Below are 16,127 nucleotides of genomic sequence, written 5' to 3'. Positions count from 1 at the left end.
GAATATTCTCCGTATCGCCCAAAGAATAACATATTAGTATTTAAATCTGTGTATGTTTGTTTTTGTTGTTTTAATCACTGAATTAAATCTACGAATAATTTAGTTATATAATTTTCGTGTGTTACAGCTACACCACGTGATACAACTGAAAATTGACGCACACCTATTTGTAGCATTTGTGTCATTTTTTTGGTTAATAAATCAAATTGAGTTTTATAATCGGTATCATTTGAAACATCAAAACTTTTTAATAGATCAAATGAAAAATCAAATTGTACTTTGCTTTCTTTTGATGTTGCTAATACTTCTTTAAATTTATTTATTTCTTCTTCTGTATAAAGTTCTTGTCATTTGCTTGCTGAATTTTTACTGTCTATATTAGGTAAAATTAAATCATCAGGGCGGAAGATAAATGTGTTAAGTTTGTAAAAACTTGCATATTTCATAAATCCAATAATATCATCTGCCGAATTTCAACGGTTATTTGTTGTGTAATTTCCTAAATCGGTATAAGTATCTCAAAAGTATGCATCCGATACACCACGAACTTTTAAATCAGCATAATCTTTAATAGTTAGATTTCTTATTTTAAAACCATCTAGTTGGTTAAAGATATGTCATAAAGTAGTTGCCCCGTAAAAAGCCGCAGTAGCATCTTTAGCTAATAAAGTAATATAACTACCATTATTAAAAGTTCCGGCGTTTAACATATATGAGTCAAGTTTATTATCTAAAGTAGCATCAGGTGTTATTCCTAAAGTCTTTAATTCATTATCAACTAAGGTGTCAGTATCATCTTTAATACCAACTAAAATATTAGTTTTTCCGCTAACAATATTTCTAGATTTTGTATATGTTAAATTTCTCAATTTTAAAACTTGATCAAATCTAGCAATAGTTGCCGCATCAATTCCGTTTTCAAATACTAAGTTAACTTCTGGAGTAATTGATATACTTCCATCAGTATATTTAATATTTTGTACTTCTGGAAAAATATTATAAGTGATTTCTTGTTTAGTTGAAGTAGTTGTATTTGTAGAAGAATCAGATGTTGTTTCACCCGCAGCAACGGTAGCTACAGTTGCTAAAAGACCAAAACTACCTGCTGTGGAAAGCATATATTTGATTTTCTTTTTAATGTTCATTATTCCTCCATAAATTATTAAAAATAAGTTAATTAAATCTTTAAATTTTGTTTTTAAAAACTTAATTAATTAAATTCAAACAATTTATTAAAATTTATTTTTGTACTCTAATTTTAGTTTTTTTTTTTTTTTCAAAGGAAAAATGAAGATTTTTTTAAAATTATAAATTATTTTTAATTTGGTATTTTTAAAAGTTTTATAGATAAAAAAATCAAAACAAAAAAGTTTTGAAATTATAAAAAATCCCGTATTTGGCTAAAATACAGGTATATTGGTCAATTTAATTTATTATTATATTGTTCGGTTAACTTGTTTTAAGAAATCTTCGTTTGTTGTATCTGTTATTTCTTGTAACGAGTTAAGGACTACTTTTTGCTCTTTTTTACTTAAATCCGGGATAATAAAGTTTAAAGTAAGTTTTAAATCACCTTTACCGTATTTGCTTTCAATTCCTTTTTTTGGTATTCTTAGCACTTGACCAGATCGATAGTCTTTTTTAAGTTTAATTTTAATCTCACCATACGGACTCGGAACATTCACCTCTTTTTCTAACATTACATCAAAAACCGAAACCGGGTAATTTAGATACAAATCATTTCCTTTGCGTTCAAAATATTTATGTGGTTGAATTTCAATTTGAATATACATATCACCAGCAGGACCACCGTTAACACCAGGTTGTCCATAACCTTTTAATTTTAAAATAGTTCCATCTTCAATTCCGGCTGAAATTGGAATATTAACAGTTTTTAAATTCTTTTCATACTTATTTCCTTTACATAAAGTACATTTCTTTAAAATCTGTTTTCCGTTTCCGTGACAGCTATCACAAACCGCTTGTTGTTGCATTCTTCCAAAAATACTATTGATAACTTTATGTCTATAACCACTTCCGCCGCAACTACTACATACTTTAATATCAGCATTGCTTTCTGCACCACTTCCGCCGCAATGTAAACAGGTGTCATATTTATATAATTTTTCTTTGAGGGTATCACCTTTTAAAGATTGCATGAAAGTAATTTCTTGAACAAATTTAGTATCCGCTCCTTTTCTTGGATGATTTTCATTAGTTTTTGAACCACCTCTGAAACCTTGAAAAATATTTTCAAAAATATCTCCAAAGCCACCTGCAAAGTTAGAAAATCCACTAAAACCACCAAATCCACCAGGATTTTGTCCGTTTGTTGCTTCGTGTCCATATTGATCATAAATACTTCTTTTTTTAGAATCAGATAAAACTTCGTATGCTTCATTTAATTCTTGCATTTTTTTATCACTAGTACCATCTTTCAATTTATCCGGGTGATATTTTTTAGCCAAACTTCGGTAAGCTGTTTTAATTTCTTTTTCGCTAGCGTTTTTTGAAACACCTAACACTTCGTAATAATCTCTTTTGTTGCTCATAATATATCTATTTTAGCACATTTTTTATTTATTTGCTAATTTTTTAAAAGTAATAAAAAATAGCAGCTTCCTATTTTCACCTTCGGCTATCGTCGGCGTAAAGCGGCTTAACTACTGAGTTCGGAATGGTATCAGGTGATCCCGCTTGCTATTGCTACTAATAATATAGTACACGTTTTTTTAAAAAAACAAAATATTTTTTATTTTTTTATTTAACTAAGTTTTTAATGGCTTTTCAAAATTTTTCTGGTTCCACTTTTTTATTTGGTGATGAAATACCATTTAAATATCTAATACTTCAATACACAAAAACTAAAATTGCATCATTAGTACCTACAAACTTTTCGCCACGAGTTTCTACTTTATAAGGTTGCTTTAAATAAAAATAAATACAACGTTTTAAAATGCTTTTATAATAAAGTCTTTTACTAAAAGTTCTTCAAAAAGTAGCAGTTACAATATAATCTACAAATTTTAACCTTTGATCTTGAATTTGTTTTCTTCTTTTTTGCTTAATTATTAAATAAGCAGTATCAACACTGAATAATTTCAAACGTTCCTTATCAAAAGTTTTAAATTCTAAATCTGTAATTGATGAATTTACTTTAGTGATAATTAAGTAATATAAACTAAAGAAAGTAATAGGAATAAAAAACACCAATAAAGTTAAGTATAATCAAGTATGATAAGTACTAAAAACAGATTTACCCGATTTAATAACTTCTTCATCTGATATATTTTTTATTATGATTTGTTTTATAACTATTAAAACAAATAAAATAATTGCAGTAATTAAAAGTAAAAACAAAAAGACAAAATTACTTATTATTCAATTTTTAGTGGTGCGAAAAATTATTTGATTTAAATAATATTTGCGAACCAATAAAGCATCTAAGATGAATTTAAACCCTAATGCACCTAAAAGTATAAACAAAAATATTGATATTATTTCATTCATTTAAATTCCTTCCTAATAAATCATATAAAATCTTTACCAAATAAAAGCCGTAATATTATGTTAGCAATCTTTTCCTAAGCTATACCACCAGGCTTTAAAAACACTCAGATCATTTTTTTGATACAGTTAACCATAAGAAAATACGCACTTTTAATAGTCAAGATTGTTGATAATCGGATATAATCACAATTTTCAATATTCATCTTTTGTTAATAATTTTGTTCCTTTTTGTTATATAAATTATATAAAAATTAAGATAATATTTGTATTTAAGTTTTATAAATTTACATAAGACCCCTTTTATCTTAGTAATATGGAAAAAATGTGAAATATTTATTAAAAAACTAATGTTTTCACTTTATTTCCATATATATATATATATATAATATAATATATAAATTTTTGTGAAGAGGTTCCAATGGATGTGAGTTATACTTTTGAAAAAGTCAATAATTGACTTTTTGATAATTTAACAAGTGAATAAACAACTTAGCGTTGTGTTTTTCTTTAATCAATTTTCATAATATTGAGAAGATAGTTATCCAAAAAAATGAGGAGGAATTATGAAAAGCAAAAAAATAAAAGCATTTTTATCTATGTCTTTGTTGTCTGCTACAACTATAGCGGTAGTAGCTTGTGGACAAACTGCTAAAACTCAAGAGAAAAAAGATGAATTTGCTACTAAGAAAGAGAATGCACAAAGTCTCTTAAACCAAATTCAAGGTGATAAAACTAATTTAACCAAGCAATTAGCACAAGCTCGAACTGCTACTGAATTAGATGTAGTAATTACTAAAATACAACAACTTTTACAACAACAAAATCCGCTTGCTGTATTAAAACAACAAGCAAAAGATGAGTTAGATACATTAAGAGATAAGAAAGATTATCAAAACCAAATTAATAGCGCAATTACAAAAGAAGCCTTAGAAAATATTATTGCGCAAATTAAAGAAGATTATAAGAATCAATCACCATTAACTGGTGATGAAAAAATAACTTCTGATAATCAATTTAGAGCATTAATTGATAAGGTTACCGAAGGCAATGAATTTAGTTTAGCGCAAATCAACGGATTTCGTAATGCAGATAGATCACAAACTACAGCAAAATATGTTTTAGAAAATCAAGGTGAATATGGTATTAAAGTTAAGCCAGGATTTACAGGTAAATTTAAAGCGCAATTAACTAATATCAATTATATAAATAACAATGAACAAGATTCACAAGCACAAGGCGCGATAGATATTTTTGTTACATTTACAAATCCAACAACTAACACCAATATAAGTAAAAACTATAGAATTACTGGTTTAAAAAAAGAGACCAATAATTTCATAACTCCATCTACTCCTAGTGGCGATAAGGTTTTAGAGTATATCAAAATGAATCAAGAACAAAGATATCAAAACGATAATACTGGATATGTCGAAGCTAGAAAACGTTTCTTAGGATCGGATTGAAAAAGTTTTCGTGATGGAGCATTTAAAAATGTAACCGATGAAGAAATTCAAAAATTTAATGCTAAAGCGAAAGAAGTTGGTGTTAGTGATTATGATAGTTCAGTTTATAAAGGATTTTCTACTCCAGTTTACAAAAATGATGGAAGTGTAGATGGATTAGTTATTAACCAAGGTTCTAATGGTACCATACCGTCATGAGCAGATACTTTTGGCAAAACTGATGTAAATAAATACCAAGGGTTAGCTCGTTTATTAACCAATGAAAAATATATCGATATAGCTAAACAATCTTTTTCAATTAACATTAACAATTATTTAATCTCACCTGATAAAGCGGTTCAAAATAAAGTAAAAGAACTACTTAAAAACACTGAAGGTGTCGAATTAAAGAAATTTATCGAACATATCAAAGATTCCAAAACCAAAAGCGAACTTTTAAATACCCTGGAAAAAACTACTGATGTTTCTGTGTTAGCAGAATTAAAAAATCGTACATATGAAACATTAGTTAAAGAAAACGGCGAAAATGCAGCGGGTGATTTTTACGTGAAATATAATCAAGATTATAAAAATCAAAAAATAGCAGCTGTAAATGCTTCTGATTTATCACAAGATGTAAAAACCAGAACTATTAATTTAATTCAAAAGAACAATAATCAGTTTGAATTATTAGCAAATAGTTATGGAAGTTTTGATAATATTAGTGGAACAATGTGAATTATGGATTATGAATTATCAAATGATAATTCATATCCTACTAAATTCTATTTTGGAACTAACTTACACGTAGCTGATGCAATTAAACCAGGTTTATTTAGTTCTTATTCAGTAACTAGATTAAGAAAAGAAGCTGAACCATTACTAAAAAAACTGAAATTAGTTGGTTTAAATAACTTTAATGATAAGGAAAAACTTTTTCAAAACTTTGCATTAAATCCGAATTCCATTTCTCGTGCTTTTGATGCCAGAGACTTTTTAAAAAGTAAACCGGCTGATTTTTTAGCTGCTAAACAAAAACAACTTTATAACGATGCAGAAGAATTTGCTGATTTTGCGGTTTTAGAAATTGATTTTTCCAAAGTAACTGATATTGCAAATGCATCAAATAATTCAGCATCTGCTAGTCAAGATTTGGCTAAATTAGTAACGAATGATTATAAAGATTGACCAGAAAATAAAAAAGTTAAATTCCTTTCAAATTCTTATTTAAAAGATTATCAAAAAATAGATTATCCACTAGCATCTGCTTTAAATGGTATTGATCAACTCTTTATTTTAGGATATCCGGCTGCCAATTCGGGTCAATGAAGAGATTATTTCTTAGATCAATATATCGATGCAGACCAAATTGCAGTTGAAAAATATTATAAAACCATTTGAACCAATGCTGATGCAGAATTTTATGATACTCAATTTACAAATTCAGATTTAAATGATAAAAATTCAAGCGTATATCAAAAACTCAATCGTGGAAATTTTTTATCATATAATTTAGGATATCGTTCATTTGCCTACAAACCCGGTATTACTGATGCATTTATTGCTGTTCCAGTTTTAACAAATAAGAATACCACAAATCCACTAGATAATCTATATCAATCTGATGATAATAAAAAATATATTAACTTTGGTCTAGAATATCTACCAAGATGATATTCCCCTGGTGGTGGAGCGTCCGGATCAAGTGTTCGTAATCAAGATAATAAATTAGTTGGAATTTATCATTTTTCAAATACCACAGCGCGTACTGGGTTAATTGCTGCGTTCCGTTCTGAAGGGTATGATTACCGAGGTTTATTTGGTAATTATAATCTCCCTCAATATGATTTAATTTATGGTGGTGGTAAAGATCAAAAAAATTCATACCGTCAAGCAATGCAAACTTTAGCTTCTAAGAGTAACCAAGCAACCAAAACCTATTTATTTCCAAATGGATTTACCGAACAACAAATACCAAATGATTTTAAATTTACAGATATTGTCAATAAACAAAAATAAGGAAGTTTATGAAATCAAAAATTATAGAAAATAAGCGCATTTATGATGACTATAGCTTGCATTTAGCCTCAAAATCACAAAGTTTATGAAGCGTTATTTATAAATATTTATTAGTAGTATTTTTTGTTATAGCAATGTTGGTTGTGCTAATTTTGTTAGATCGTTCAATATTTCCAACACAACTCTTGGCCACAGATAATGCTAATAAACCTTTAACATTCTTGTTTGATTTTGAAAACACCGAACTAAGACAACAAAATGCCACCATAATTTTACGGTTTAGTCCGCTAGTTTTTACATTTTTTTATGCTGTGTTTAAAAACTTTAAAAACATCGAGACTCAAAAAGAAAAGATCAATAAATATTTATATTTTTATATCTTATATTTTGCACTCGCACTCTCTTGTGTGATCTTGTTGTTCTTTTTTATTACTACTAATCAAACAAAAGAAATTCAAAGCATTAACAATGAAACCGGTCTAGTAACCACAACCCAAGTTGCAACCCAAAAATTAATTACTGCCGTAGATGCAAACCAATTGTTTTATATTTTAATTCCATTATTTCTTTTAAATACATCATTTGAAATCTACAATCATATTTATAAAAGACAATCAGAACCACTTTTATATGGATCTGTTTGACATTTATTAGTACAAATTTTCTCACATACTGCCTTATTAATCTTTTGTTTAACTAACATCTTTATTTGAATTTCTGCTTCAGATGTAAAAGCTCATCCTAATACATTCTTATTTGATGGAAATTGATATTGAAATAAAGTAGAAAACTTATTTAATCAAAAAACAATATTAAATTTATCCTTGATTATTCTATTTTTTGTTTTAGTTGGACTTTTAATTTTTGGAGCAAATATTAAAAAAGTTTTTAAAATAGTGGAAAGTCAAATTACAAAAAATTCATCCAAAGATAAATATGTCTTACATTTAGCGCTCTTAATTATGCTATTAATTACTTTTATCAAAGTAATGACTATTGATGTGCGTAATTTAACACCAACCATTGGTCAAAAAGAAACATATAATTACTTTTACGTTCTCTTTATTGTGGTTGCGCTTATTATTGTGATTTTATATTTTGTATTAGTTGAATTCATGTATGCAAGAAATAAAAACAATACATTATTAACTATATATATGTCTTTAGCACAAACTTTATTATGAGTGTTGATGATGGTTTCTATTTTTGTCATTAAAAATCCAAGTGATTATGTTTATAATACTTTTAGTAGTGTGTTATTATCTGTCATTATTTACATTCACTATGTTAAACGCGTTAAAACTATTAAAACCTGAACTTCTTATATGATTATTATTGCAATTTCATTGCATTCCATTTTGTTATTCTTATATGCTTTAAATCATATTTTGATTGCACAAGATAACTTCTTATTAGTTTCAACACCTACCCCGATTTCACTGCTTAAAATTATCACTATTATCAATTTTGTTTTTGTTGCATTGTTTTATTTATCTGCATTAAGTATTACCTTTATTTCACTACAAAAAATTGATTGATTAAATAAAAAATCTAAGGAGTAAAAATGTCTAAAAAAGAAATTAAAGAAACACAGCAGTTATTAGATTTATATCATGATTATAAATATATTAAAAATTCGCAGTTTTATGTTTCGAATAAAAAGTTTTTTGCTTCAGTGTTGTTAAAATTGAATTCTAGTTTTAATTCTGAAGAATATAAAGAATTTAATGCCAAGTTAAATAATGCATTAGCAAAACACCAGGATTTACTTTTTGACTTATTTGTTATTACATTTAATTTAAACTTAAAATATAGTCAAAAACTTTTAATTCCAATGCTAACTAAAAATCAATCATCGAATAATTATGCAGAAGTCTTTACCACAGATTTAAAACCAAAAACAGAAACAGAAGTAGATTTTTATAACCTTGAGCAAAGCGAAAGCGATTCAACAACTGAAATTACCCTTAACTCAGATTTACTTCCGCAAAGTCACAATCAAAAATACATAGATTTAGTTAATATGATCAACCAACAACTTTTAGAACTCTTACAAAAAGGATATGCTGTTGAACTCATTCCAAATACTTTAATTTTTGTTTCTAAACAAAGTCAAACCTTAAAAATTTTCTTTGATAAAGTGTGAGCCACAGAAATTTAAAATGCATTTAAAAGATATTATTCAAAAGAAAAACAACCTTGAAAACATCAAAATTAAGGTTAATAATGATAAAAATATTTTGTTAATTTCAATTATGAAATTAACACGTAAATTAACATTTTATGTTGATAATGCTTTATTAAATGTGCAATTGATGAATGCATTAAAAAACAAATATCACATAAAAAATAACTTTATTGAAGAAAATACCTTTTTGAAAAAGTTTAGAAATTTAACTAAATCACAAAAACTCAAAAACCTAATTTCAAAAGAAAAAGAACTTTATATTTATCTAACTGAAGAACAAAAATATGGAACCGATTCATATAGCCGTTATGAAAAAGTTATTTTAGAAAATATAACCAATAAAAATGTTGATTTCATTTTAATTGGAAATCGTGCTATTTCATTTGCAAAACAAAATAATTTAAATGTAATTAAAACCTTTAAAAATTCAGCCGTACCAAATTTAGCTAAAATCTTAACTCAACTTACTAAAATTTTATATTTAGACAGCGATTATACTAGAGTACATTTTGTTATAAACTCTAATAAAAACTATAAAGAAGCTTTTACAATTTTACCTATTAGCAATTTTGATGTTGATAAATTACTTCATATCGACTTAGAAAATGAGTTTGATAAAGTTATTCAAGATTATAAAATTCATCCTAATATTGAAGGGTTTATAGATAATCAAGTTTCAATTTTTATAGAAAATGCAATTAACTCGTTAATTATTGAATCCTCATTTTATAATGCAAAAAACGCTTTAGTTGCGGCAAACAAAAAAAGTAAGCAATTGGATGAAGAAATTTTAAAAGTATCTAAACGTATTAATCGTGTGAAACAAGAAAAGCAGATTGAAGAAATTGTGTTATTAACCAAGAAAAAGAAAACTATTTTTGAGGAAAACAATGACTAAAACCCTAACGATGTCGTTTTTAGATAATAAGTCCCTTAGTTTAAAAGAATATAGCTTATTTATCAATCATTATAACGAAAATAATTGAATTAAAATACAAACTAATTCAATTACTGCTTTTCCAAGAATGCTAGTGAAATTTGTGCATAACAATAACAAAAATACCTTTTTTATGTTTTTAAAAAATGTTATTATCGTAAGTAAAGAAAATGAAATTATTGTTAAATCGCTTTCTGATATTCACTTTTATAAACAAAGCAAAGAAAAACAAAATTATAAACAATACATTAATGAAATAAAAGATCAAATGTTTAAACTAAAAGCAATGCAATATGTTGGTTTAAGTGTTGATGAAACTATTTTACTAGAAGATTTACATAATGAACTTTATGAACTAGAATTAAAACAGTTGTTAAATATTAAAGAAAGGGATGCTTATGAGTAGAAAAGTTAAAAAATTACTAAAATGTATCTCTTTGATTTCTGTAACTGCCAGTCCAATTGTTGCTTTATCAATGCAAATAACAACACAAGTAAATATCAATAAGGCTGATAGTACACCTAATAACCCTGAAAAACCAGATCCAAAGCAACCCGACAAACCCAAACCTACGGTAGCACCAAATTTTAAGGATTTTGCAAAGATAGCGAAAGATAAAATCAAAATAACCTTAGCTTCGGTTATTGATACAATCATAGCTAATTTGAAAAATGAATTAGAAAAACTACAAGTAAATAAGGATAATGCTAAGCCAACCGATAATGAAGGCTTATTAACACAAATTTCAAAAGAAACATATTTAAACCAATTTTTAGATTTTTTGCAAACTAATAAAACTAAGATTGCTGAAAATAGTAAAGACTTTGGAATCGATACAATTTTTCCAAAAATAATTTCTCAAGATGAAAAAATTAATAAAGGTAATGTTACTTTTAACGGACAAACTTATAACAATGTTTCTTTAGGAACTACATCAAATACTGACTACATAAATGCTTTAAAAACAGATAAAAAATCTGAAATTAAATTTAATGAAGAAAATACAGTTAATGCAATCAAGAAAGATGAGTTAGATCAATATTTAGTCAAATATGGCGATCTTTTATTTAAAAATTTACAACAAGTTTTCTATGATACAAATGATATAACAATTTATCAAAAAGATTTTAATTTAACTTTTGACAAAGGTAATTATAAAATTTCAAACCCTAAAGGATATAAAAGTTGAAAAGATTACTTTATTGATAAGATTAAGCCAAGATTTACGGCATTTGATCTAAAGGCAAACCAAGAAATAACTACTGAACAACAACAACAACAGCAACAGCAAAAACAACCAGATAAAAAGAAGCCAGACAATCCAAGTACTCCAGGTTTACCGTCTGTAGATAAACCAATTGAATATATTCCGCCGGAACAACAAATTCAAAAATTACCTACACTTATCCCAAATATTTCATATCAATATGCAAAAATGACAACAACACAAGTAAAACAACTTTGAGATGTTTCAACACCCGAAGTTAGAGAAAAGATTTTTTTCTTTGCTAACCCGATTAACACTAGATATGAATATAAAATTACTGATCTACAATTAGAAGATACTGAATTAGAAGTTACACAACCGGATGGAAGTAAGGCAAAAAAACTCTTAAAAAACCAACTAGTTCCGACAATTGAAATTGTAGATAGAATTAACGGAAACCATCGTAGTTCACCGATTGGGCCGGAAGGTTTTAGTTGAGATAATGATGAACTAACTAAGCGTTTTGAATTTTTATATCAACAACAAAATCAAGCACTGCAAAATGCTTTTGGTAGGTTATATACAGCTTTAGGTATTGATGATAAACTAAATTATGATGATTTACAACATCAAGATATAACTAAAGCATTATTTGGTATGGTTACTGTAGCTACTAACTATTCTAATGACAAAAAAACCTTTATAGATTCACAACAAAATATAATTAATGAGTATGCAAATAAAATTTCTAGTGATGTTGATTTAACTGAAAAGTCTGCTATTAATCAAAGATCACAAAATACTTTTTTAGCTTATGTTCTAACTAATTTAAAAACAGCAAGAATTCAAGAAACAGGTTATTACGCAACTTTATCACAAGCATTTGAAAAGCTTTTATTGCGTGCTAAAGCATTCTTATCGATAGCAATTAATAAAACTACCGTTGAAAATAACTTAAAAAACAATAATTTTAGTAGTAAGACCTTTAATGAATTTTTTAAAGAATTAGAAATAAATGTTTATAAACTTAAACAACTTTCACAGCCCTTACAAAGCACCTTTAATATCTTAAATTGATACGATAGCTATATTACCGAATTAAGCTTAGTGTCGGCAAATATGCGTTCTTTATATCAAGTTTTACAACCCAAAGACATTACTGATGAAAAAAATAAAGAAGTTTTTATTAAAGCCTATGAAAATATGCAAGCAGTTTTAAATGAACGTAATAAAAAAAGTGATTTATTACTAAGAAATATTGGAATTGCTTTGTTAGTAATTGGTGCGGTATTTAGTATAACAAATGCAATGGCATATATCGTTAATTTTAAAAATAAAAATAAAAAAATGAAAACTATTTATATAATAACTGCAATAACAATTGTGTTATTTTTAGCAGTTGGTTCTGTATTTTTAGGAATCGGATTGAAAGGAATATAATATGCAAAATCCCAAAATTACATCTATTTTTGATTATATAGTAGAAGTTTCTGGCGAATTTCCTTATAAACAAAGACAGTTTTATCACCTTAAAGATAATCCTGAATGCAAAATGATGTTAATTAATGCAACTAAAGATCGTGCGTTCTTGATTGCAAATACTAAAAACCATGATTTAAAAATCAATGTAGAAGTGATTTTAGACAATGATGAAGCGCGTTTGGATACCAATGATGAATACTTTGGTAAGGTTATTGATATTGATGGAAATGTAATTTTACCGCAAGCACATAAATTTAAGAAACCCACTCCACAAGGGGCTAAAATTTTTGAATTAGCACACGATTTGACCACCGTAAAAACTTTAAATGAACAACTTTTTACTGGAATAGTAGCAGTTGACTTACTAATTCCGATTGGTAAAGGACAGCGTGAATTAATTATTGGGGATCGTCAAACCGGAAAAACACATATTGCTTTAAATACAATTATTAATCAAGTTAGCAACGGAGTAAAATGTGTTTATGTTGCAATTGGTCAAAAACGTGAAGCTATTTCAAGGATTTATAATACTTTAGAGCAATATAACGCATTAGCAAATACAATTATTATTGATGCACCATCTACTAGTGCTTTTGAACAATATTTAGCACCTTATGTAGGTATGGCACATGCTGAAAATATTTCTAAAACTGATGATGTTTTAATTATTTTTGATGATTTAACTAAACATGCAAATATTATCCGCGAGATTGCTTTACTAACCGATCGTCCGGTTGGTAAAGAAGCAATGCCTGGAGACACTTTCTTTTCACATTCACAACTACTTGAACGTGCCGGTTCTTTTGTGGGTCGTAAAACTATTACAGCACTACCAATTTTGCAAACTGTAGACGGTGACATTACTTCATTAATTGCTTCAAATATTATTTCTATTACTGATGGACAAATTGTAACTAGTGCTGATTTGTTCTCGCAAGGAGTTTTGCCTGCTATAAATATCAATTTATCAGTATCCAGAACTGGTTCAAGTGTGCAGAGTCGTTTAATTACTAAGGTTGCAGCAGATATTGGAAAAATCTTTAAAGAATATAAAAGACACCTTAAATTAGCGATGTTAGATTATGACTTTAATAAAGAAACATCATTGCTAATTTATAAAGGAAAAATGATTGACAAGATGTTTAATCAAAAAGGATTTATTTTGTATTCACAAGAATTTGTACTCTTTATGTCTAAATTAATCTCATGAACCATTTTAAAAGGGATTAAAGATGAACAAAAAGCTTTATTATTTTTAAATAAACTAATTGAAATAGATCCGGATGCTAAAAATACTTACCATACTATAATGAATGATCTAAACTACGATGATAGTTTAGCAAAAGCTTATTTCGCTTGTGCGTTGCGTCAATATTCGCAATTGTTGAATTTAGGTTGAGAAATTGAAAGCGAACATGAATTTGTTGAAATTTCAGATAATACACTAAATGAAATTGCTGTAATGTTAGGAGATAAATAATGAACGGGAAAATTATTAATTTATATTCTGATGTAATTGAAATAGAGTTTACTAAAGAAAATCTACCTGAAGTTAACCAATTACTAACATTGCATGATCATAAAACATATTTATTAGTAAAACGTGTGTTAAACGATACTACTGTGCGTGCGATTATTATTTATAACTCACAAGAAATTTCGATTGATGATGCGGTTGTTAATACTAAAAAAAGTTTTATGGTGCCAGTTGGTTTGGGTTCTTTAAATAATATTTATTCTTTCCGCGGACTGCCTTTACTACCTGAACGTCAAAATCAACCAAAATACATTGAAATGAACTCTACAATTAATCCAAATCGTTATTTAAATAATGAAATTGAATTAGTAGAAACCGGAATAAAAGCCATAGATTTCTTTATGCCGATTGTGAAAGGTTATAAACTTGGTATTTTTGGTGGTGCCGGAGTTGGTAAAACTGTTTTAATGAAAGAAATTATCTTTAACATTAATAAACGTAGTTTAAATACTTCTAATGTCTTTATTGGTTCCGGTGAGCGTTCAAGAGAAGCAATTGAGTTATACAACGAATTAGAAAGCTCTGGTTTAATGGATCGCTCTGCGATGTATATTTCTAAGATGAACGAATCACCTGGGGCACGTATGTCAATTGTACCGATCGGAGTTACTTCAAGTGAATATTTAAGAGATGTTGAAAAACAAGATGTCTTATTATTCATTGATAATATTTACCGTTTTGTACAAGCTGAAAATGAAACAAGCGCTTCGTTAGGTAAAAAACCATCAGTAGGCGGTTATCAATCAACTTTAGAATCTGATGTTGCAAATATTGAAGATCGTCTTTATAAAAATGAAAACGGAGCAATTACTTCATTTCAAACAATGTTTTTACCAATGGATGATTTATCTGATCCATCTGCTGTAGCGGTGTTTAACCACCTTGACGGAAGTTTAGTTTTATCAAGAGCACAATCAGCTAAAAACATTTTCCCGGCCTTTGATCCACTCGCGTCGCAATCTAACTCAGTAGATGAAAAAATCCTTGGTAAAAAACATTTTAATGCTATTTTAGAGACTAAAAAGATTTTAAAGGCTTATAAAGATTTAGAGGATGTTATTCTGATTTTAGGTTTTGATGAACTAGATGAAGAAAGTAAAACAGTGGTTAAAAAAGCCTTGCAATTAGAAAACTTTTTTACACAAAACTTTTTTATGACAGAACACTTTACTAAATCTCCGGGACAATATGTTCCTTTAGAAGAGACTGTTGATAGTGTAATTCGGATTTTAGAGGGTAAATATATCAAACAAAGTCCTGAAATTTTTCAATATGTAGGTTCAAACTTACAAATTCCAACTGATGAAGAATTAGGATTATAAAATAGTCATGTTATAATTATATAACTTATTCTTTATATAAATCTAAATATCTAACAAGTTCAAATAAGGGGGAAAAATGAAAGAAGCAAAAAATGAAAAAAAATTCATGAGTTGTTTAGGTGACGTTAAAATTTATTGGCCGATTTGAACCGGTTTTGTTGTTGGTTTGGTTGTTATTTTAATCTTATTAGTTATTGTTAGATTTGCTTAATATTATTATAATAAAACAAGGATGGAAGTCCTTGTTTTATTATCTTGAATGTAATGATTTTATGTATATGTTGTAAATTCTTTTGAGATCTCGAAAAAGCGACATAATATTTTGAGAGTAGTTTTTTTAACTATTGGTTGTGAGTATCATCTGTGATGTGGTTTGTTTGGTTTCTTTTTTTTAACTTTCTATGGAGTGGTGTAAGTTATAGCGGTAGTGGAATCTAAATCAAGAGATCATAATATTTTTGAATTTCGTCTATAATTCTTTC

12 protein-coding genes and 1 rRNA gene are annotated in these 16,127 nt (G+C 27.5%); 9 read left to right on the top strand and 4 right to left on the bottom strand.

The features are described from left to right. The 4 genes from BCF59_RS03525 to BCF59_RS03510 form a co-directional block, all read right to left on the bottom strand. Nucleotides 1–1,145: beta-N-acetylglucosaminidase domain-containing protein (locus tag BCF59_RS03525; RefSeq protein WP_208317623.1), on the bottom strand; the 1,145-nt coding region annotated here is incomplete at its 3' end. Nucleotides 1,146–1,436: 291 nt separating this feature from the next. After that, on the bottom strand, nucleotides 1,437–2,552 hold the full coding sequence (locus BCF59_RS03520; protein ID WP_134111294.1) for a DnaJ C-terminal domain-containing protein: 1,116 nt from the start codon (nucleotides 2,550–2,552) through the stop codon (nucleotides 1,437–1,439). A gap of 57 nt (nucleotides 2,553–2,609) precedes the next feature. Continuing rightward, nucleotides 2,610–2,714, bottom strand: a 5S ribosomal RNA gene (gene rrf / locus BCF59_RS03515). 46 nt (nucleotides 2,715–2,760) lie between these two features. After that, a complete protein-coding gene (locus BCF59_RS03510) occupies nucleotides 2,761–3,510 on the bottom strand; it encodes a hypothetical protein (RefSeq protein WP_134111292.1) in 750 nt (249 codons plus the stop codon). A gap of 563 nt (nucleotides 3,511–4,073) precedes the next feature. Here BCF59_RS03510 and mip point away from each other — a divergent pair. From mip to BCF59_RS03725, 9 genes are all read left to right on the top strand, one after another. Next, nucleotides 4,074–6,971, top strand: coding sequence for an Ig-specific serine endopeptidase MIP (mip, locus tag BCF59_RS03505; RefSeq protein ID WP_134111290.1), 2,898 nt, complete (start codon nucleotides 4,074–4,076; stop codon nucleotides 6,969–6,971). Nucleotides 6,972–6,979: 8 nt separating this feature from the next. Further along, nucleotides 6,980–8,533 carry an MSC_0624 family F1-like ATPase-associated membrane protein gene (locus BCF59_RS03500; protein WP_134111288.1) on the top strand — a complete coding sequence of 518 codons (1,554 nt, stop codon included), beginning with the start codon at nucleotides 6,980–6,982 and terminating at the stop codon, nucleotides 8,531–8,533. Nucleotides 8,534–8,535: 2 nt separating this feature from the next. Next, nucleotides 8,536–9,132, top strand: a complete 597-nt coding sequence (locus tag BCF59_RS03495; protein ID WP_134111286.1) for an MSC_0623 family F1-like ATPase-associated protein — start codon at nucleotides 8,536–8,538, stop codon at nucleotides 9,130–9,132. A 1-nt stretch (nucleotide 9,133) separates the two neighbouring features. Then, nucleotides 9,134–10,057, top strand: a complete 924-nt coding sequence (locus tag BCF59_RS03490; protein ID WP_134111284.1) for an MSC_0622 family F1-like ATPase gamma subunit — start codon at nucleotides 9,134–9,136, stop codon at nucleotides 10,055–10,057. After that, nucleotides 10,050–10,502, top strand: coding sequence for an MSC_0621 family F1-like ATPase epsilon subunit (locus tag BCF59_RS03485; protein ID WP_134111282.1), 453 nt, complete (start codon nucleotides 10,050–10,052; stop codon nucleotides 10,500–10,502). Before BCF59_RS03490 ends, BCF59_RS03485 begins: the two co-directional genes overlap by 8 nt. Continuing rightward, nucleotides 10,495–12,744: an MSC_0620 family F1-like ATPase-associated subunit gene (locus tag BCF59_RS03480; protein ID WP_134111280.1), complete on the top strand. Its 2,250-nt coding sequence runs from the start codon at nucleotides 10,495–10,497 to the stop codon at nucleotides 12,742–12,744. Before BCF59_RS03485 ends, BCF59_RS03480 begins: the two co-directional genes overlap by 8 nt. 1 nt (nucleotide 12,745) lies before the next feature. Beyond that, nucleotides 12,746–14,266, top strand: a complete 1,521-nt coding sequence (locus tag BCF59_RS03475) for an MSC_0619 family F1-like ATPase alpha subunit (RefSeq protein WP_134111278.1) — start codon at nucleotides 12,746–12,748, stop codon at nucleotides 14,264–14,266. Next, on the top strand, nucleotides 14,266–15,645 hold the full coding sequence (locus tag BCF59_RS03470; protein WP_134111276.1) for an MSC_0618 family F1-like ATPase beta subunit: 1,380 nt from the start codon (nucleotides 14,266–14,268) through the stop codon (nucleotides 15,643–15,645). The genes BCF59_RS03475 and BCF59_RS03470 overlap by 1 nt, the downstream gene beginning before the upstream one ends. 76 nt (nucleotides 15,646–15,721) lie before the next feature. Next, nucleotides 15,722–15,856, top strand: coding sequence for a hypothetical protein (locus tag BCF59_RS03725; protein ID WP_268810734.1), 135 nt, complete (start codon nucleotides 15,722–15,724; stop codon nucleotides 15,854–15,856). The last annotated feature ends 271 nt before the right edge of the window (nucleotides 15,857–16,127 follow it).

The sequence above is a fragment of the Mycoplasmopsis mustelae genome (genome assembly GCF_004365095.1).
GTDB classification, from domain to species: domain Bacteria; phylum Bacillota_I; class Bacilli_A; order Mycoplasmatales; family Metamycoplasmataceae; genus Mycoplasmopsis; species Mycoplasmopsis mustelae.
The sequence above is the reverse complement of the archived record's forward strand: the minus strand, read 5'-3'. Positions and strand labels throughout refer to the sequence as shown.